The organism is Shouchella miscanthi (genome assembly GCF_007725405.1).
Classification (GTDB): Bacteria; Bacillota; Bacilli; order Bacillales; family Bacillaceae_D; genus Shouchella; species Shouchella hunanensis.
This window is the reverse complement of record NZ_CP042163.1, coordinates 4,087,271-4,107,218: the sequence shown is the minus strand read 5'-3', so window position 1 is coordinate 4,107,218 and position 19,948 is coordinate 4,087,271. Positions and strand designations below refer to the sequence as shown.

Below are 19,948 nucleotides of genomic sequence, written 5' to 3'. Positions count from 1 at the left end.
GGACGATGATAATGAACGAATATATAGAACGCTGTGAAGCATTACTAAATGAACTACCGAATGAAGTGGTACGACAAGACGAACCAATTTACAAGCATACGTATACGCAAATGGGTGGTTTAGCAGATTTATTTATTACGCCAAACACCTATGAAGAGACCCAGCTTGTTTTGCGATTTGCGCATGCCCATCAAGTTCCGGTTACGTTACTCGGGAACGGATCAAATGTCATTGTAAAAGACGGTGGAATACGAGGCATTACCCTCTGCCTAAAACAGTTAAATCAGATTACGATTGCAGGAACAAAAATGATTGCGCAAACAGGTGCGACCATTATTGGCGCCTCAAGAGAAGCGTTAACTCAGTCGTTAACTGGTCTTGAATTTGCATGTGGTATTCCAGGAACCGTTGGCGGTGCTTTTTATATGAATGCTGGTGCCTACGGAGGTCAAATTGCAGACGTACTGGACAGTGTGCTTGTACTAACGGAAGAAGGCGAGTTTCTCACACTTCAAAAAGATGAGTTTGAGTTTGACTACCGTAAAAGCGTGTTCTCGAAAAAACGTTATATTGCGTTAGAAGGTACGATGTTACTTGAAAAAGGCGATGCAGTTCAAATTAAACAAAAAATGGATGAACTAACGATTGCAAGAGAGACAAAGCAACCGCTCGAATACCCTTCGTGTGGCAGTGTCTTTAAGCGACCACCGGGAATGTTCGCAGGAAAGTTAATACAAGAAAGTGGTTTACAAGGTACAAGAATTGGCGGGGCTGAAGTATCAAAAAAGCATGCTGGTTTTATTGTGAATGTCGATGGCTCAACAGCGACAGATTACATGAATCTCGTTCAATATGTGCGTGAAAAAGTACATGAAACGTTTGGCGTTATGCTGGAAACGGAAGTCATTACAATAGGAGAAGATCTTGAAGACCCTGTTAATGAGTAATTAACGGGGCTTCCTTTTATGTAGGGAGGAGCGTCATGCCGGAAGGTCCAGAAATTAGAAGAGCCGCATTTGAAGTGGAACAAGCTGTCAAAGGACAAACACTTGTTGAAGTCTATTTTGCTTTTCCACATTTAAAAGAACACGAAGACCATTTGGTGGCTGCTAAGGTAGAGGCGGTACGAACGAAGGGAAAAGCCATGCTTATTCATTTTTCTAATGGATATAGCATTTACTCACATAATCAATTATATGGAAAATGGATGATCCGAAAGGCGTTTACGTATCCAAAAACAAAACGGCAGTTACGTTTGGCGCTCTATACAGAAAAAAAAGCAGCGCTGCTGTATAGTGCGTCTGATATTGATGTTCTAAAAACAGACGAGCTCGTCAACCATCCGTTTATTTCGAAAGCCGGACCAGATGTTTTGTCTGATGACGTAACCGAATCCATCCTTTTAGAGCGTATGCAATCAAGCGCGTTTAAAAACCGATCGTGGAGCGCTCTACTGCTAGATCAAAGCTTCGTAGCTGGAAATGGCAACTATTTACGAAGTGAACTGCTTTATGTAACAGGCATCTCCCCTGATGCTAAACCAAGTGACTGTTCAGATGAGCAGCAACATGCGATGGCAGAAGCACTTATTACGTTGCCGGAGCGCTCTTATGAAACAGAAGGCATAACCGTGGAGCATGCATTGGCGACTGAATTAAGGAATGCAGGGAAAAAGCGTCGCGATTATCGCCACTATGTGTTTAACCGTGAAGGTAAATTATGCTATGCCTGTGGGGAAACGATTGTGAAAGTAACGAAAAATGGACGAAGATTGTATTATTGTCCTTATTGTCAGTAAATAACCTTTGCATTTTTTGTTTCCTTTCGTTAAATTAAGGAGGGGTCTGCTGATTAGGCAGAGAGAGAGGTAAATCATGTTAAAACGCTTTTTTGCTTACTACGTTCCGCATAAGCGCTTATTTTATGTTGACTTTTTTAGTGCCATCGTAGTGGCAATTTTAGATTTAATTTTCCCGCTTGTCGTGCAGTGGTTTATTAATACACTATTGCCTGAACAAGAATGGGGAACCGTTGTATGGGTGTCCGGAGGTTTATTGGCTACCTACTTAATTAGTGCTTATTTACAGTACAATGTAAACTTCCTTGGGCATAAGTTAGGAATCAATATTGAAACAGACATGCGACAAGATTTATTTGAAAGTGTACAGCGGCAGTCGTTTCGCTTCTTTGATAACACAAAAACAGGTCATATTATTAGTCGAATTACAAATGACTTATTTGATATTGGCGAACTCGCGCACCATGGGCCGGAAGATTTATTTATTGCGGTCATGACGTTCGTTGGTGCATTTAGCATCATGTTCTATGTAAATCCAAACTTAGCACTTATTGCTTTAATTTTTGTTCCCATTTTAATTGCTTTAATTACATATACCAATATTAAAATGAATAAAGCATGGAGAAAGATGTATGCAGAAATTGGTGATGTAAACGCACGAGTAGAAGACAGCGTATCTGGTATGCGTGTCGTTCAATCGTTTACGAATGAGGCTCATGAAGTTGAGACGTTCCGTGAAAACAATAAACGCTTTCGTAATGCTAAAGTAGGCGGGTATAAAGTAATGGGCTACACGTCTTCAGGGATCTTTTTGGCGACACGTTTAATGATTTTATCCGTGCTAATTTACGGTGCATGGCTACTTTATGTTGAGACGATTGATGTAGGGGAATTTGTTCTTTTCATTCTATACATCAATATCTTATTCAAGCCAATTGAGAAAATCAGTGCCATACTTGAATTATATCCAAAAGGAATGGCTGGCTTTAAGCGATTCACTGAATTAATGGATGAAGAAGTAGATGTTGTTGATAAAGATGACGCAACACCTGCGCCTATTTTAGATGGTGCCATTGAATTTGACAATGTCACGTTCGGTTATGAAGAAAACCGACCAGTATTAAAGAATGTTGATTTAGTCATTCCAGCAGGAAAAACAGTTGCTTTTGTTGGTCCATCTGGAGCTGGAAAAACAACCATTAGTTCTTTAATTCCACGATTCTACGATATTAATAGTGGGACGATTACGATTAATGGCATCAATATTACGGATATGACGAAAGAATCGCTCCGTTCGCAAATTGGCATTGTACAGCAAGATGTCTTTTTATTCGGGGGAACGTTGAGACAAAATATTCGTTACGGTAATTTAAACGCAACCGATGAAGACATTTACCATGCTGCAAAACTCGCGAACTTAGATGCGCTTGTTGAGTCCCTTCCGAATGGATATGATACGCAAATTGGTCAACGTGGTTTGAAACTATCTGGCGGACAGAAGCAGCGTATTGCCATTGCACGAACGTTCTTGAAAAATCCTCCAATCTTAATCTTAGATGAAGCGACATCTGCTTTAGATACGGAGACAGAAGCGCTCATTCAGCAATCACTAAAAGAACTGGCTGAGGATCGTACAACACTTGTAATTGCGCACCGACTGGCAACCATTCGTCATGCAGATCATATTGTCGTTGTGACAAAAGACGGTATTGTTGAGCAAGGAACATACGATGAATTAATAGAGAAAAACGGTGTCTTTGCAACGTTAAATAGTATTCAAATTAAACAATAGTAAAATGGAGAAGCAAATCATTCTAGGATGATTTGCTTTTTTGGTGAATAGGCTCCCTTCATTTGGTAATGATAGAGATGAAAGAATGATAAAGGAGCTGTGTAAAATGGATGAGAAACATAAGTCCCCCTCATTTGGAACAGGTGTGACAGGTGCAGGCGACTCTCTCGACAAGCGTAAAGCAGCGAATGAAAAAGACGAAACGCTTACCAATCGTCAAGGTCACCCTGTAAAGGACAATCAAAACGTTCGTACGGTAGGGAACCGTGGTCCAACAACACTTGAAAACTATGATTTCTTAGAAAAAGTAAGTCACTTTGACAGAGAACGTGTTCCGGAACGCGTTGTACACGGTCGAGGAGCCGGTGCACATGGCTATTTTCAATCGTATGGAAAAGTTGGAGACGAAGCAATTTCTACCTATACACGAGCAAAAGTATTTACAAATACCGAAGTGCAAACCCCTGTATTCGTTCGATTTTCAACTGTCATTCATGGTACACATTCACCAGAAACATTGAGAGACCCAAGAGGGTTTGCGATTAAATTTTATACAGAAGATGGGAATTGGGATTTAGTTGGTAATAATTTAAAAATCTTCTTTATTCGTGATCCATTAAAGTTTCCTGATATGGTTCATGCCTTTAAGCCTGATCCAGTGACAAATCGTCAAAGTATGGAACGGTTCTTTGATTTTGTATCACAAAGCCCAGAAGCGACTCATATGATTACGTTTTTGTTTTCTCCTTGGGGCATTCCTGCAAACTATCGAACTATGCAAGGGTCTGGTGTTCACGCCTACCGTTGGATAAATGAAGAAGGAAAAGCAGTTCTTGTGAAATACCACTGGGAGCCTGTTCAAGGCATTAAAAACTTAACGCAAAAAGAAGCAGATGAAATTCAAAGTCAGAATTTTAACCATGCAACTCAAGATTTGTATGATGCAATTAAAGAAGGCAATTATCCAGAATGGGAACTTTATGTTCAGATTATGGAAGACCATGATCATCCTGAGCTTGATTTTGATCCACTTGATCCAACGAAACTTTGGTATAAGGATCAATACCCATGGCATAAAGTTGGAAAAATGGTGTTAAATAAAAATCCAGAAAACTACTTTGCAGAAGTAGAGCAAGCGGCATTTGGTACAGGTGTGCTAGTGGATGGACTAGATTTTTCTGATGATAAGCTTTTACAAGGCCGTACGTTCTCTTATTCAGACACACAGCGTTATCGTGTCGGTGCAAACTACTTGCAGCTACCGATAAATGCACCTAAAAAGCGCGTTGCGACGAATCAGCGGGATGGACAGATGACGTATCAAGTGGATTCACCGCCTAGCAACAATCCCCATATTAACTATGAGCCGTCTGTAATCGGTGGGTTAAAAGAGGCAGAAAAAACAGGCAAAGAACATACACCGCATGTATCTGGTGAAGTGAAAGGTGAGGCAATCGACCGGCCGAACAACTTTGGACAAGCGGGCGAAACATACCGTCGCTTAGCGGATTGGGAAAAGGACGAGTTAATTTCCAATTTATCTTCCGCTCTTGCAGATGTTCATGATGCCGTACGAGAACAAATGATTACGAATGTAACAGAAGCGGATGCGGATTATGGGAAGCGACTAAAAGAAGCCATTCATAAAGAGCGAGAAAGCATGAAAGACCGTCAAGCAGAGAAAGTAGACGAAGCGCAAAGCGACAGTCAGCCTTCTGATCCGTATTAATTAAGTAAGTAGCAACACCCTCTCGCGTACACACTGTCACAAGTGGAGGCGCGGAGGGTGTTTTAAAAGTTGATTTAATTTATAAATTGATGCTTTGAGAAGTTTTAGCAGCTAACTCTAAATCATGTGTTACCATTACAATCGTTTTCCCCATTTTATTTAAAGAGAGTAGGAGGTCAAAAATAAGATCTCTATTTTTGACATCAAGATTACCAGTAGGTTCGTCTGCAAATATATATGTAGGATCTTTGGCAATGACTCTTGCAAGCGCTACACGCTGCTGCTGACCACCGCTTAAAGTGTATATTTTTTTCCTCTCATAACCCGCTAATCCTACTTTATCAAGGGCATCTCTTATTTTCTCCTGTTTATTTCCTTTTTTCTGATAAGCTAACGATAGCTTAATATTGCTCTCGACAGTGTCATTACTTACTAAAGCGAAATTTTGAAACAAATAGCCAAATTGATTTCTTTGCAAGAGCATCCTTTGTTTTAGATTCGGATTTTTAATGCCGTCAAATGTAATATCGCCATTGTCAGGTGTTTCTAATAAACTTAACAAGTTAATTAAAGTCGTTTTCCCTGTTCCACTTTCTCCAGTTAGAGACAAAAACTCTCCTTGATTAATGGTTAAAGAAAAATCCTGAAGTATTGTGTTCTTGCTGAAAGACTTTGATATTCGATTAGCTGTGATCATAGTTGACCCTCTTTCTTTAATTTTACATGCATGATTTTTTCGTAACGCTTACTTAAAAAGACTGTTAAGAGCGTATCTAAAAGCAAACCTAGTAACAAAATAATAAATAAGAGAGACTGTTCTAGAGAAACCGCAACAATGAGCAGCAGAATATAAACGAATAGGTGTAATAAAAACAAATATTTATGGCTTTTTAGAAGTGTAAAGCCATGAATTTTTTGCATAAGTATCTTCATTGAGTTTTTATAAAAGTAACAAAGTGTGTAGTAAATGCTCATCGTAAACACGCCGATAAACAAGAGAATAATCGCAACTAAGAGAAAGTATTGAGTAGTGATAAGCTGCTGTATTGTCTGTCCATATGTATCGTATATAGACTCAATACTGTTTATTTGTGCAGAAGCATTATTTTCTGCTGCAATGGTATCCAATTCGCCTAATGGATTTTCATCTTCTGTGAAAAAATAGTAAATTCTGGACAGGTAGCTCATATAATATGAAGAATCAAATTGTCCATTATCGACAATCGCAATTGGATTTTCGACATAATATTCACTACTGCCCTCGTATTCGGGATTAAATGTAAAATATTTTTGACCGTCCTTAACATAGATTATTTCTATATTGTACGCTTCTAAAGGAGTCGTATTTTCTTCTGAATTTCTTGCTTCATTGTATATATTCTCTACTTCTACAGCTTGAAAATAGAAATAGTTTTGGAAGTTATCTTTGATTTCTTCTTCGTAACGTTCAAGAGATTGAGGAACTAAAAGGTTAAGTGTTTTCTCTTCATCAATGAACTGGTTTTCTACTGTTCCTTCGACTGCCTCTATAGGATTATAATTTAAGTAATTTTCATTGATTGTTATCGTTTTTCCACTTGGATTAGTTTCAGTTCTCTCTCCTTCTGTATTCGCTTCATATAAGTAACGCCCGTCGCCCATAAGTTCATAGTTACTTGCATCCATAATAAAACCATTTAGACGCTCGTTTAAATCGCTGTAGACATTCTTGAGATTTTGATTTTGTTCGTATTCAGTTTCTAGACTAACTGAACCAGTGGACATTAAATTGGTTCTATATAGATTCTCTGTTTGATCCCATATTTGAAGATTATTTTGGTATTCTTTCAGAGATGAATGGGTTGAGTTTAATTGAGCTAATGAGAATAAAACCGCTAATAAGAATCCCGTTTTCAACACAAAACTGATTGCCATTAAAGCACTATACGGTTTCTTTCCTTTTAATGCTTGATAATTGTTAACAAAGAAGTAAAAGAAAACTAATAGAAGCGATGAAAACAGTAAAATCATACTAACAACGATAGCAAAAAGGATTAGGTAGTAGCCTAATAAAGATAAAAAATTCGTGACGTACCCATTTACTAAAAAACTTGCAGCGTTAAAAAGAGAGTAGCCGATCACAGCGGCTATTAACAAAGCTGGAGCTAGTTTTTTTGCATATGTAAAAACTACTTTTCGATAAGAATAGCCATTCACTTTCAACAAAATAATTTCGCCACTTCTATTCATGAAGTAAAACGCAACGATACCAAGTGCTGTTAAAAAGATTGCTAATGGTGTTAAAGAAAAAGCGAGTGGCTCTTCAATAACGACAGGAGATATATGAAGTTCCATCACTTCAGCAAATACACCGTTTGATTCCATATAAGCTATTACCTGCATGATTGACTCTGTACGATCACCTTCAAGATAATAAATGCCACTTGCGGCTGCTTGTCTTTGACTTTCCAAGTGATAAACATCTAAAGAAACGTTCCGATTTCCAGATTGAAAATAACCGCTACTGTTATTACTAGTTTCCTCTGTTGTAATAAACTGTTTTGATCCTTGTTCAGGAAAAATACCTTCAAGAAGGTTAATACGATTATTTAAGGTCACATCTGTTGTAAATATTCGTGCTGTTTCTGGATCAATAAAGACATATTTGGAAATACTCACGTTATACTCACGTGCTGCTTGCTGCAATAATTCATTTGCATCTTCTTCATAATCTGAAAAGTTAAATGCTACTGCGCTTCTATCTTTATATAGAAGTGTATCAAATTTATACTCTTCTAATAAACCAGCGAAAAGGTAGGTACTTAAGAAAAATACAAGAATTAATAAAAAACTTAATGCTTTCTTCACTTTATAACCTCCGTTAAAATAAGTACAAGAGTATCATACTCTTGTACTATCACTATAGTTAGTAGCTAGGGAAATTATCTATTATCATAATAAGCTTTATTAATACCTCTAAATGTCCAATCTTTAGAAGCTCTACTCCATTTTTCTTTAGCCTTCCATCCACCATCGTCATGATACCCTCTACCATTTGTAACGGATGCTCGTCCTTCTTTCTTATAGTGTTTATACTCAGATATTACATCACCATTTCTCTTCCCTCTAATCCAATAGCCGCCGTCCATATTTCCAGACGTTGCTAATGTAGAAATTTCATTAGGATCATCACTAACGTAACTTTCCGCTATACCGAAATCTTCAGTTATTAATTCCGACTGATTGGGAGTGTCTTCTGCAGAAGCACTTAAGAACCCTCCTGCTACAATGATACTTGTTAGAGCTGCACCGACCGTACTTTTCTTTAGAACGTTTTCTTCATTCTAATCATCTCCTTATTAAGTTTTTTATGTAGTTTCATAGTTGTTAGGGTTAATATAACATGATTTATTGTAAAATTAAGTCATTTTCTGAAAGATACTTTTTTTTTTACACATTTAACGCATATCATTGATGGCATATCTAAAAGGTAGCTTACGCAAATTCGGGTCTGAAGTCATTATCATAAAGAACAAACAGCACTTGGACACTCTCTCCACAAAAGTTTGTGGAGATCACACTGCTTGCTAAACTTTCAAAGGAATTTAGTTTCGATTACATACTAAAAAGGAAGATATTGAAAAACATATAGAAACTCAAATAGGTAGAAAAACAATGCCGATAAAACGAATAAGATTAGTTTATTTTTCAAACCGCGGGATAGCAGTATGAAAATAAGAAGCGCCGACAAAACGTTAAACAGGATGACGATGTCAACGGTCGAGTCTCTGACCCAATCTGATAAAAGATATTGCCCTCTTTGCATTAATAAAGCGATCGGTATGCTCATAATGAGCATTGAAACAATTGTATTTTGCCGCGCATGATGAATGAAGAGACTGTATATAGGCACAATGAGCGCGCATATGATCCAGAAGGTGAGTAATGACCACGGTACAAAATAGAGTGTAAGGTAATACGTTGTATAATAAGCAGCAACCATAGAAAGTAAAAAGAAAAAGTGTTTAGCGCGGCAGTTCTTTTTGTGCGGCTATAAAACGCAATGAATGTAAGCAGTACGAGCCAAAAATCAGTTGTTGTATCAAAAAAAGAAAAAATCCAAATAGGCTGAATATTTATCAAGAAAACCGAGTAGTGCCCGACAATACAAACGAAGAGCAAGCGAACAAGATCTTCTTTGCTATGTAGCGCACGTTCTGAAGATGAGTAGTTTGACAATGATTTCTGCTCCTTTATATATGTTGATAAAGCGTAAATGATGATACATTATTATAACGAAAAAAGATCATTTTGCGATACAATTTTTACCATGATTGTCGACTGCCTGCGTCCCCACCCCTTCCTTTATGCTATACTGCGAGGGAAACTGTAAGGAATGGAGGACCCATATAGATGAGTAATCGTTTGGCTAATATGATGCGCGTCCGCTTAACGTTAAAAACAACGATTTTTCTGCTCGTCTTCATTGTTGTGATTCTTTCTTTGCTTGTCACAGACTTACTTGTCCACAATACAATTGAAGAAGAAGTAGAGGAAAACCAAACAAACAAAGCGCAGCAGTTAGCAAAGGTTGTGGCATTGACACCCATTGTGCAAGAGGCACTTATAGAAGAAGAGGCAACATCGGTTCAATCCTATATAGAAACACTGATGGATGAGACAGATGTTCAATTTATTGTTGTGATGAACATGGATGGTATTCGTTATGCCCATCCTGAAAGAGAGAAAGTCGGAGCTCATTTTGTTGGTGGAGATGAGCAGACGGTACTAACCACTGGAGAAGAAAGCCTATCCATTTCAGAAGGGACATTAGGACGTTCGCTGCGTGCGTTTACGCCCGTTCATAATGAACAACAGCAACAAATTGGTGCCGTAGCAGTGGGAATCTCACTCGATAAGGTAGAAGAAGCAGTTTCTGCTAATCGGACGAACTTATTCATCGGTACTTTCTTTGGCTTATTAGTAGGTTTAGTCGGGGCAATATGGTTAGCAAGCTATATTAAACGAACCCTTTTTAACTTAGAGCCAAAAGCGATTGCCACATTACTGGAAGAGCGAAGCGCCATGCTTCAATCGACGATAGAAGGTATGATCGCAGTGGATGCAACAGGGAGTATTACCCTCGTAAACAAATCCGCTCAAACGATCTTTGAACGTGCTGGCCTGCCACCAAATGCAGTCGGTGTAAAAGTAGAAACGTATATGCAAAACTCTAGACTTAGACATGTGATAGAGAGTGGTAAGCCTGAATACAACCAAGAGCAGTCATTGAATAACTTGACGATCGTTGTGAATCGTGTACCTGTTCATTTGAACAATCACATCATTGGAGCAATTGCCACGTTTCGGGATAAGACTGAAATGAAGCAGCTAGCAGAGCAATTAACAGGGGTGAAAACGTATGCGTCTACACTCCGTTCACAGACCCATGAATTTATGAACCGCATGCAAATCATTTTAGGAATGCTTCATTCTAAGGAATATGAAAAGCTAGAGTCCTACGTGCAGCAAATTACAGGAAATCAATTAGTAGAAGTGAACGAAGTAACGATAAAATTAAAAGAGCCTGTTTTAGCAGGCTTATTGCTAGGAAAGAAAAGCTATGCGCGTGAACGAGGTGTAGAGTTAGACATCTCCATAGACACAGCAATTCAATCATTCGCTACAAATGAACAAGCACTGGAATTAACAACGATTCTTGGAAACTTGATTGATAATGCATTTGATGCAGTGGTGAATCAAGAGAAAGGAGTCGTTCGCTTAAAGTTGTTTGTTATAGAAGAAGAGCTGATTATCTATATTTCCGATAATGGGCCAGGGATGAATGCAGATGAATTACAAAACATGTATGAGCAGGGCTACTCTACAAAAGGGTTGAACCGTGGCTACGGATTGTCTTTAGTAAAGCAAAGTGTTGAACAGATACAAGGCTCTATGACGGTTCAAAGCGAAAAGGGACAAGGAACAACATTTGCGGTATTTATGCCACTGCACGAAATAAAAAGGAGCGATACTGATGATTGACGTGCTCATTGTAGAAGATGATCCTATGGTCGCTGAAGTAACAACCAATTACCTTAAAGATGTAGCTGGTTTCCAGTTAGTGGCTCACGCTAGAAATGTAGAGGAGGCGAGAAAAGCTCTTACTCACTATCCACATATACGTCTTATTTTATTAGATGTTTACATGCCAGGAGAGAATGGCTTGACATTGTTAACGGAATTACGGCAACAGCGTGTGGCGGCTGATGTGATCGTATTAACCGCTGCATCTGATAAAGAATCCATACAGACCGCACTACGCCATGGTGCCGTTGACTACTTAATAAAACCGTATCAATTTGAACGTTTTCAAGAAGCGCTCATGCATTTTAAGAAGAAGCAAACCATTTGGACGAAGGAAGAGCCGGTTAGTCAGCAAGAATTAGATGAACTGTGGTTTCGAAAAGATAACGAAAAAAACGCAAAAATCGACCTGCCAAAGGGTTTGACTAAGGAAACACTTGGACAGGTATGGCAAGCAATAGAACGAGTTGGTCAAAATAGCTTCTCTACAGAAGATGTAGCCTTACATGCGTGTATTTCCCGTGTGTCAGTGAAAAAATATCTAACATTTTTACTTGAATGGGATGTGCTTGAGCTGCAGCCTACTTATGGTTCGATTGGCAGGCCTATTCATCTTTATAAGCTTAAATATGAACACAAGCAACGTATAAAAGCATTTTTATGAAGCAGCTTACCATTGAGCTGCTTTTTTTAGTTTCAAAAAGAAGGTTCTTATTTACAAAATCTATCTAAAAAACGACCGACCTCCTACTATTACAGTATGAAGCAGGAGGTGTTCAGCTTGGAACAATTAAAAACGGTTACATCTGATAGTCATCATACAAATGATTCTAAATCTCAACGTTGGAACCCTATACATTGGAAAATTGGCGTGTTGCCTGTTCCTATTTATGTTGCTGTTGCGACAATCGTATTATTAGCTGCCTATTTTCAAAAGTTACCTGCAGATATGATTGGTGGCTTTGCCATCATTATGGTTGTCGGAATGTTATTAGGGGAAATTGGATCGCGTATTCCTATTTTTCGTAGTATCGGTGGACCGGCTATTCTAGCTCTATTCGTACCATCAGCGTTTATGTTTTTTAACTTATTAAATGAAACAACTGTGAATGCTGTATCAAATTTAATGACAACTTCGAATTTCCTTTATTTCTATATTGCTTGTCTTGTAGCAGGAAGTATTCTCGGCATGAATCGGACAGTGCTCATGCAAGGCATCACGAAAATGCTTGTGCCGCTTGTACTCGGCACGGTAACGGCGGTTGCAGCAGGCGTAGGTGTTGGTATGTTATTTGGGTATGAAGCAAAGCATACGTTATTTTTTATTGTTGTCCCGATTCTAGCTGGTGGAATTGGAGAAGGCATTCTACCGTTATCTGCTGGATACAGTGCCATCCTAGGAACACCTGTAGCGGATTTAATTTCGCAAATGATTCCTGCTGCCATTATTGGAAACATCTTTGCGATCATATGCGCTGCTTTATTAAAGCAGTTAGGTCTAAGAAAGCAGCATCTTACAGGTAATGGCGTTCTCGTTAAAACAAAAGGGGATAGAATCCCTACCTCTGTGGATGACAATAAACCTGTTAATTTCAGCTTAATGGGGGCTGGTCTATTAGTTGCCTGTAGCTTTTACGTGTTTGGGCATTTGATGGAGAGCAGCCTTCATATTCCTGCAGCGATTCTAATGATACTTATCGCAGCTTTTTGTAAGATCTTTAAGCTGATCCCGTCCCAGCTGGAACAAGGTGCTTTCCATCTATATAAATTTGTATCGACGAGCTTTACATGGCCTCTTATGGTTGGACTTGGGCTTTTATTTATTCCACTTGAAGATGTGGCAGGAATCATTAGCGTTTCCTATGTATTGATATGTGCGTCCGTTGTCGTGACGATGGTCACAACCGGTTATATTGTTGGAAAATGGATGAATATGCATCCTGTTGACTCGGCTATTGTGACAGGTTGCCACAGTGGGCTAGGGGGGACAGGAGATGTGGCGATCTTGTCTGCATCTGATCGGATGAGTCTTATGCCGTTTGCCCAAGTCGCTACACGTCTTGGAGGAGCAGGTACGGTCATCTTAGCAACATTTATTTTACGCTGGTTAGGTTTATAAAGAAAAGGAGTGAGTGTTTCATGGAAACACGTCAATTAAAGCAAGAAGCCATTGCTTTGCATAGAAAAGGGAAAATGGAGCTAAAGAGTACGGTTCCTTTAACAACGGAATACGATATGAGTCTTGCGTATACACCTGGTGTAGCAGAGCCTTGCAAGCTTATTGCAGAAGATAAATCTGCTGTATATGACCAAACCATTAAAGGAAATTTAGTGGCTATTGTGACAGACGGCTCTGCCGTCCTTGGTTTAGGAGATATTGGCCCTGAAGCAGCGCTACCTGTAATGGAAGGAAAAGCGGTTCTGTTTAAAGAATTTGCTGGTGTAGATGCTGTTCCTCTTTGTCTCGATACAAAGAATGTCGAGGAGATTATTCAGACTGTGAAGGCGGTTGCCCCAACATTTGGCGGCATTAACTTAGAGGATATTGCTGCACCGCGCTGCTTTGAGATTGAAAAAAGATTACAAGATGAGCTGAACATTCCAGTGTTTCATGATGATCAGCATGGTACAGCCATTGTTGTGCTAGCGGCAGTAATAAATGCACTGCAATATGTTCGAAAAGATGCATCAGCTCAGATTGTCATTAATGGAGCAGGTGCAGCAGGCTTATCCATAGCTTCACTCTTACTTGAAGCAGGCTACAGCAATGTCACACTCGTAAGCTTAGAAGGGATTATTCAACAAGAAGAAACGTGGCTAAACCCTCGCCAACGAGAAGTAGCACAAAAAACAAATCCAAAGCAGCTAACTGGTGGGTTAAATGAAGCCATAAATGGAGCAGACGTCTTTATTGGTGTTTCTGGACCAAAGGCCCTTTCTAAAAATCATGTGAGCATGATGAATGCAGATGCTGTTGTTTTTGCTTTAGCGAATCCAGTACCAGAGATATATCCAGAGGAGGCAAAAGCTGCCGGGGCGGCGGTGGTAGGGACAGGGCGTTCAGATTTTGCGAACCAGATTAACAATGTGCTTGCCTTCCCTGGCATCTTTCGTGGTGCGTTGGATAGCCGGGCAGGGGCGATTACGACGTCTATGAAGCTTGCAGCTGCAACAGCCATCGCAGGATTAGTTGAAACAGTAGAAGCCGAACAGATACTACCCTCTGTGTTTGATAAAAGAATTGCAACCGTTGTGGCGGAAGCTGTTGCTAACGAGGCTAAAGAGATGCAACCCTCATACTAAGCTATTAGTCTAGCAGTGAAATGCCTGTTTTTATGAATAGTCTAGCAAACACCCTTACACATCAATAGATTTTGAATAAGAATAGCATGTGGCGTATAGCGCTGCATGCTTTTTCGCAATTCGAGTGAGAATGTGGACGAGCACCTAATTGATAAGGGGGATGTACAAATGACAAGAATATTTTTAGATCCAGGACATGGTGGAAGTGACCCAGGTGCAGTAGGGAATGGCCTACAGGAAAAGACGTTAAACCTTTCAATAGCCACGCGTATTCGCGACATTTTACTAAGTGAGTATCAAGGTGTAGAAGTGCGTATGAGTCGAACAAGCGATGTGTTTGTCAGTTTAAGTGATCGTACCCAGCAGGCAAATGCTTGGAATGCGAACTACTTTATGTCTATTCACATTAATGCAGGTGGTGGAACAGGATTTGAGTCCTTTATTCATACGAATGCAGGGGCTGAAACAGCACGTATACAGGGGATTGTCCATCCAGCGATTATGCAGCAACTAAACGTGACGAACCGAGGCCAAAAAAGAGCCAACTTCGCAGTATTACGCACGTCTACTATGCCTGCGATATTAACAGAAAACCTATTTATTGATCGAGCTGCAGATGCAGACTTGTTAAGAAGTCCAGCGTTCTTGGATCGTGTAGCAAGAGGCCATGTCAACGGATTGGCGCAAGCGTTTAATTTACAGCGAAGCGGCGGTGGTGGTGGCACCATATATCGTGTTCAAGTTGGTGCGTTTTCGGTTCGTGCCAATGCTGATCAACAGCAGGCTCGCTTACGTGCAGATGGATATGAATCCATTATTGTCCAAAGTGGTTCTCTTTTCCTTGTACAGGCAGGTGCTTTTTCTGTGAGAGCAAATGCGGATGCATTGGCGAATGAACTGCGTGGGCGTGGATATGATGCGGTTGTGATAAGTAGTTAAAAAAAAGACGAGGTGATGACTTCGTCTTTTTTGATTTTTAACGAATTGGTTCTCTTTGCTAAGTAAAGGGGGGCTTGCGTTGCAAAAGGAAGAGAAGCAGAAAGTAGAACAAGTGCTAGCACAATATAACTTAGATAAGCTTACGCTTGCATACGACGAAATGCCAAAAGTGACTGCACAGTACACGCTACTTTCAACAGGGAGTAGCAAACCTTTTTTCACGCAGCAAGAAGATGAAATGAAGCAAGAACAAACAGAACGTCAAGCATTTTTGGATGTTATCCAGGAATGTATTAACCGACTTTCCGAAGTAGAAAGAGAATTAATCGTTCGACGTTACTTAGAAGAGGACCGTTTTGATTATCAAGTATACATGGAAATGATGATTAGTGAGAGGCAGTATTACAGGTTGAAAACAAAAGCATTAGCGAAACTTCATTATTTAATGGGCGTAGCTGGTTACATCGTGTGAAAAGCAAGCCCCTCGTATCCAAACGAGGGGCTCATTTCATTAGCGAAGTAACTGGGCTTTCTTCTGTTCAAACTCTTCTTCTGTAATAATGCCCTCGTCTAAAAGGGCTTTAAACTCGCGAAGTTCATCAGCGGTAGAGCGGGGAGTGAGTGGAGATCTTGGATAATTTATATACTTTCTTTCATTTGTGTCAACGTTTGGATCGTAACGTATTTTATGATTGGCTTTATAATGAACGTTTAGTCGTTCCATTAGTTCTTTAGCTTTTGAGAAGCGAGTAGATTCATTAATGTTACCAATACGAAATTCACTTAATTCTGTAGTACCTGTATGTAAACTGCTTGAAGACTGACTATCGTGATGAATTTGAAAAAGCCCGTTTCCTGCATTGTCAGTTGATAATGTAATGGAATCGATAGTCGATATAGAAATTATCGTAGTGTTTGGCTTACCAGAAGGAAGCAAGCGTTTATAGGAAATGGTGACAGTCTCCATAGTTAATTCTAATGAAGCATACATACCATCGAAAGCAACGGAATGAGAGGAGTCCATAACGATACGATCAAACATGCGATCAACTTCAAGCTCTGTTGCAGGCTCAATGTGTGCTTGTTTATCATCAATGAGTTTTTTTGCTTGTTGAAGTTGCACATAATGTTGTGAAGAATGAAGCATAACCGTATACTCATCACTCGCTGCTTCAAGCCGCGTTCGATTTGGTGAAGCTCCTAGACGTCGAAAATAGCAAAAACCAGGAAAAAAACCGGGCTTCTCAAAAACCATATCTTCAAGTTCATTAAGAGGCAGAATAACCTCTTTTCGAGCACCACCGCCAAACGTCTTGAATCGTCCGTGCCTTATTATGAGTTTGTCATCATGAACGGTAACAGTCGATCGAGCTCCCTTAAAAACGTGTGGCATGAAGAGTCGTCCTTTCTCAATAAAATGATTGTTTAGAGTAGTTTAACATAGTATAACCTCTTAAAGACGAGGCTGTAGAGCGTTTGAATACATCTCGACACTTGTTGTAAAAAACATACTAAGATTAGTGGGTAAGATCATCGACGGATGAATCTTACCCACTATTTTTCGTTTAGGCGTATAGTGAGAGGTGAAAGAAAGCTCGACCTAAGCCTCAAGGATCTAGAATCCGTATTAAAAACCGAGCTTCTTCACTTTCATTACTGAATCAGGTTTAAGTATGTTGGGGCCATTGAGCTCGTGTAGAGGAAATTAGAATCGGAATGATTAAGTGAAGACCTTTCAATGCTAAATGAAAAGAGGAACAATGATGGAGTTTGTAGTCGCTTTAGATGTATCAATGGGGAAAAGTTACTCGGTCATTTATCAAGACCAAAGATGTTTGTACGAAGAAGAAATTGCTCATAATCAACTAGGATTTCAACAGCTATTCGATCACATTCAGACCCTTCCAGGTAGTGTGACCGTTGTCTTTGAAGCCACAGGGATTTATTCTAAACCAGTGGAGACGTTTTGCCAAAGGAATGCTTTACGTTACTGTATTCTTAATCCGTTAGAGGCTAAAAAACAGCTTGAGCAAGGGACACTCAGAAGCTGGAAAACCGACAAACACGATGCCCACTTATTAGCTCAGTCTCATTCCCTTCACAGAAGAGAGGAAAATCAAACGCAATCCATCATCTATCAACATCTGCGTGACCTCTCGCGTTTTTATCAAGAGATTGAAGAGGAAATTAAACGGATGCGTATGTATCTACACAATGCACTCCAGCTTAGTTTCCCAGAGCTTGAACAATTTTTCTCGAGTCGAATTACACCTTACGCTTTAAGTCTGATTGCGCTCTTTCCTCATCCCGATCTTGTTTTAAGGTCGAGTATCACAAAAATTAAAAATCAGCTCATCAATCATACGTTAAAAAACATTTCACAGAATCGCGCAAAACAGAAAGCAGTCGAGATCATGAGCTACGCTCACTCTTCTTACCCAGCCGTCTCTACAGAGAGTGTTCAAACTCAAAAGGTACGATACTATGCGCGTCAGCTTCTTCATCTTTTAGAAGAAAAAGAACGCGTATCTAAAGAACTGATCGAGGAGGCCAAAAACCTTCCTGAGTTTGATTTATTTCTTAGCGTACCTGGTATTGGAGAAATTAGTGCAGCTCTTGTGATGGGGGAACTTGGTGATCTGTCCCGCTTCTCAAATCACAAAAAAGTGAACGCCTTCGTGGGAATTGATATCCGCAGATATCAATCTGGCAAATATCATGGACAAGACCATATTAATAAACGTGGAAATCCCAAAGGGAGAAAGATTTTATATCTCATCATTCGGAACATGATCCGCCAGCAGAAAGCAGCTCCTAATCATATTGTCGAGTATTATTACAAATTAAAAAAGCAACCTACCCCCAAGAAGGACAAGGTTGCCGTTGTCGCTTGTATGAACAAGCTCATAAAGTGTATGTATTCCATGGCTAGGAATCATACAGAGTACGATTACTCGCACGCGGTCTCAATGGACCAATAACTGTAGTATACCATAGGAACCTTATTTAAAAATAGACAGGGATAAGGTTTATTTCCTATGCCTAGATTTAAAAATAACATCATCAGAATTATTATAAAAACCCTATTGACTAAACGTAGGAAAGAGGCTGGGACAAAAGTAGATAGACAGACCAAAATGACGAACATTCCTGAAAATAGGAACGTTCGTCGTTTGTTTTATATGAAAATTGGCGGAAGGAGAATCGGAAGACTCCTGGGGGATCAGCACGTGTCTGAAGACTCTGGAGTGGCGGGTTTTCCACGGAGGAGGCTGAGGCCGTGTCCCCGGAAAGCGAACGATTCTCCTGTAGCGGTGCTACTCAGCATATTTTAAACTATTCGTCTTTTCAAATACTACTTTTAGTTATGTCCCAGCCTCTCAATTCATTAGCGAAGTAACTGCGCTTTCTTTTGTTCAAATTCTTCTTCCGTAATAATACCTTCGTCTAAAAGCGATTTAAACTCTCGAAGTTCGTCTGCGGTAGAGCGGGGAGTATGCACAGGTTCGGCATATTGGTTGTAGCTATTGTCATAACCAGTTTCATTATATGAGTCATGGTAATGTTTAATCCGTTCAATAAGTTCTTTTGCCTGTAAGAAACGATTGTACTCGTTAATGTTTGTAATACTTAGTTCATTTGCTGCAGAAGCAAGTATTCCATTCCTTCTATCTTGAAACCCATTGTAGTGAAGCTGAATTTTCCCGCTAACGATGGCTTCTCTCGATATTGATATACTATTAATTTCTTTTATGTGAATGGTTTTCTGACCGCGGCCGCCACTATGAAGAAATCCATTGTATAAAATTGTAACGTTGTCTCTTGTAATTTCTAAGCTTCCATTATAGCCAGCAAATTTAATAGACTGATCTGGATCCGAAATAAGAGCGTGGTAAATACGATCAAGCTCTGACTCTGAAGCGGTGTCAACGTTTTCTAATTTGGTCTCAATAAGTTTCTTTGCTTTTAAAAATCGTTTGTAATGGTAAGAAAAAGTAAGTACTATAGAGAATTCATCGTTTGTTGCTTGAAATCTTGATATATCTGGAGAGGCACCTTTGCGTTGAAGATAACAAAATCCTGAAACAATTCCTGGTTTTCTAATGATAACATTTTCGAGCTCATTAAAGGGAATAACGATCTCTTTTCGAGCGCCACCACCTAAGCTTTTTATTTTATTGTGTTTAATAATTAGTTTGTCGTCCTCAATGGTTAGGGTCGATCGAGAGCCTTTAAAAGTTTGTGACATGAAGAATCGTCCTTTCTAAATATCTTTATTTAAGAGTTTAACATAGATAAGTGGCATAAACGTGGCAGAAAA

General features: G+C 39.5%; 16 protein-coding genes. 11 read left to right on the top strand and 5 right to left on the bottom strand.

Annotated elements, in window-relative coordinates; all coding sequences use genetic code 11:
- Positions 1 to 11 precede the first annotated feature (11 nt).
- The 4 genes from murB to FPV17_RS20900 all read left to right on the top strand — a co-directional run bounded on the left by murB (position 12) and on the right by FPV17_RS20900 (position 5,319).
- A complete protein-coding gene (gene murB / locus FPV17_RS20915) occupies positions 12 to 947 on the top strand; it encodes a UDP-N-acetylmuramate dehydrogenase (protein WP_144560305.1) in 936 nt (311 codons plus the stop codon).
- Between the two features lie 35 nt (positions 948 to 982).
- Positions 983 to 1,798 carry an endonuclease VIII gene (nei, locus tag FPV17_RS20910; RefSeq protein ID WP_144560304.1) on the top strand — a complete coding sequence of 272 codons (816 nt, stop codon included), beginning with the start codon at positions 983 to 985 and terminating at the stop codon, positions 1,796 to 1,798.
- Between the two features lie 76 nt (positions 1,799 to 1,874).
- Positions 1,875 to 3,590: an ABC transporter ATP-binding protein gene (locus FPV17_RS20905; RefSeq protein WP_144560303.1), complete on the top strand. Its 1,716-nt coding sequence runs from the start codon at positions 1,875 to 1,877 to the stop codon at positions 3,588 to 3,590.
- Positions 3,591 to 3,696: 106 nt separating this feature from the next.
- Entirely contained in the window at positions 3,697 to 5,319 is a 1,623-nt protein-coding gene (locus FPV17_RS20900; protein ID WP_144560302.1) for a catalase, read from the top strand.
- A 79-nt stretch (positions 5,320 to 5,398) separates the two neighbouring features.
- On the opposite strand, the gene FPV17_RS20895 is transcribed toward FPV17_RS20900, so the two are convergent.
- From FPV17_RS20895 to FPV17_RS22610, 3 genes are all read right to left on the bottom strand, one after another.
- Positions 5,399 to 6,016 carry an ABC transporter ATP-binding protein gene (locus tag FPV17_RS20895; RefSeq protein WP_144560301.1) on the bottom strand — a complete coding sequence of 206 codons (618 nt, stop codon included), beginning with the start codon at positions 6,014 to 6,016 and terminating at the stop codon, positions 5,399 to 5,401.
- Positions 6,013 to 8,166: a DUF1430 domain-containing protein gene (locus FPV17_RS20890; protein ID WP_144560300.1), complete on the bottom strand. Its 2,154-nt coding sequence runs from the start codon at positions 8,164 to 8,166 to the stop codon at positions 6,013 to 6,015. Before FPV17_RS20890 ends, FPV17_RS20895 begins: the two co-directional genes overlap by 4 nt.
- A 74-nt stretch (positions 8,167 to 8,240) precedes the next feature.
- Positions 8,241 to 8,447 (bottom strand): lactococcin 972 family bacteriocin, encoded by a 207-nt coding sequence (locus tag FPV17_RS22610; RefSeq protein WP_246117086.1) that lies wholly within the window; start codon positions 8,445 to 8,447, stop codon positions 8,241 to 8,243.
- A 1,264-nt stretch (positions 8,448 to 9,711) separates the two neighbouring features.
- On the opposite strand from FPV17_RS22610, the gene dcuS reads away from it, so the two are divergent.
- The 6 genes from dcuS to FPV17_RS20855 all read left to right on the top strand — a co-directional run bounded on the left by dcuS (position 9,712) and on the right by FPV17_RS20855 (position 16,099).
- Positions 9,712 to 11,343, top strand: coding sequence for a DcuS/MalK family sensor histidine kinase (gene dcuS / locus FPV17_RS20880; protein WP_144560299.1), 1,632 nt, complete (start codon positions 9,712 to 9,714; stop codon positions 11,341 to 11,343).
- Positions 11,336 to 12,049: a response regulator gene (locus FPV17_RS20875; protein ID WP_144560298.1), complete on the top strand. Its 714-nt coding sequence runs from the start codon at positions 11,336 to 11,338 to the stop codon at positions 12,047 to 12,049. The genes dcuS and FPV17_RS20875 overlap by 8 nt, the downstream gene beginning before the upstream one ends.
- A 96-nt stretch (positions 12,050 to 12,145) precedes the next feature.
- Positions 12,146 to 13,504: a 2-hydroxycarboxylate transporter family protein gene (locus tag FPV17_RS20870; RefSeq protein ID WP_095151005.1), complete on the top strand. Its 1,359-nt coding sequence runs from the start codon at positions 12,146 to 12,148 to the stop codon at positions 13,502 to 13,504.
- 20 nt (positions 13,505 to 13,524) lie between these two features.
- Positions 13,525 to 14,688, top strand: coding sequence for an NAD(P)-dependent malic enzyme (locus FPV17_RS20865; RefSeq protein WP_144560297.1), 1,164 nt, complete (start codon positions 13,525 to 13,527; stop codon positions 14,686 to 14,688).
- A 168-nt stretch (positions 14,689 to 14,856) separates the two neighbouring features.
- Positions 14,857 to 15,627 carry an N-acetylmuramoyl-L-alanine amidase gene (locus tag FPV17_RS20860; protein WP_055736176.1) on the top strand — a complete coding sequence of 257 codons (771 nt, stop codon included), beginning with the start codon at positions 14,857 to 14,859 and terminating at the stop codon, positions 15,625 to 15,627.
- Positions 15,628 to 15,706: 79 nt separating this feature from the next.
- Complete coding sequence (locus tag FPV17_RS20855; RefSeq protein WP_038484369.1) at positions 15,707 to 16,099, top strand: ArpU family phage packaging/lysis transcriptional regulator; 393 nt, start codon at positions 15,707 to 15,709, stop codon at positions 16,097 to 16,099.
- A gap of 39 nt (positions 16,100 to 16,138) precedes the next feature.
- Here FPV17_RS20855 and FPV17_RS22310 read toward each other — a convergent pair whose 3' ends face one another.
- Positions 16,139 to 17,020, bottom strand: a complete 882-nt coding sequence (locus tag FPV17_RS22310; RefSeq protein ID WP_246117085.1) for an SHOCT domain-containing protein — start codon at positions 17,018 to 17,020, stop codon at positions 16,139 to 16,141.
- Positions 17,021 to 17,387: 367 nt separating this feature from the next.
- On the opposite strand from FPV17_RS22310, the gene FPV17_RS20845 reads away from it, so the two are divergent.
- On the top strand, positions 17,388 to 18,608 hold the full coding sequence (locus FPV17_RS20845; RefSeq protein WP_246117084.1) for an IS110 family RNA-guided transposase: 1,221 nt from the start codon (positions 17,388 to 17,390) through the stop codon (positions 18,606 to 18,608).
- Between the two features lie 407 nt (positions 18,609 to 19,015).
- Here FPV17_RS20845 and FPV17_RS20840 read toward each other — a convergent pair whose 3' ends face one another.
- Positions 19,016 to 19,876 carry an SHOCT domain-containing protein gene (locus tag FPV17_RS20840; protein ID WP_060704386.1) on the bottom strand — a complete coding sequence of 287 codons (861 nt, stop codon included), beginning with the start codon at positions 19,874 to 19,876 and terminating at the stop codon, positions 19,016 to 19,018.
- Between the last annotated feature and the right edge of the window lie 72 nt (positions 19,877 to 19,948).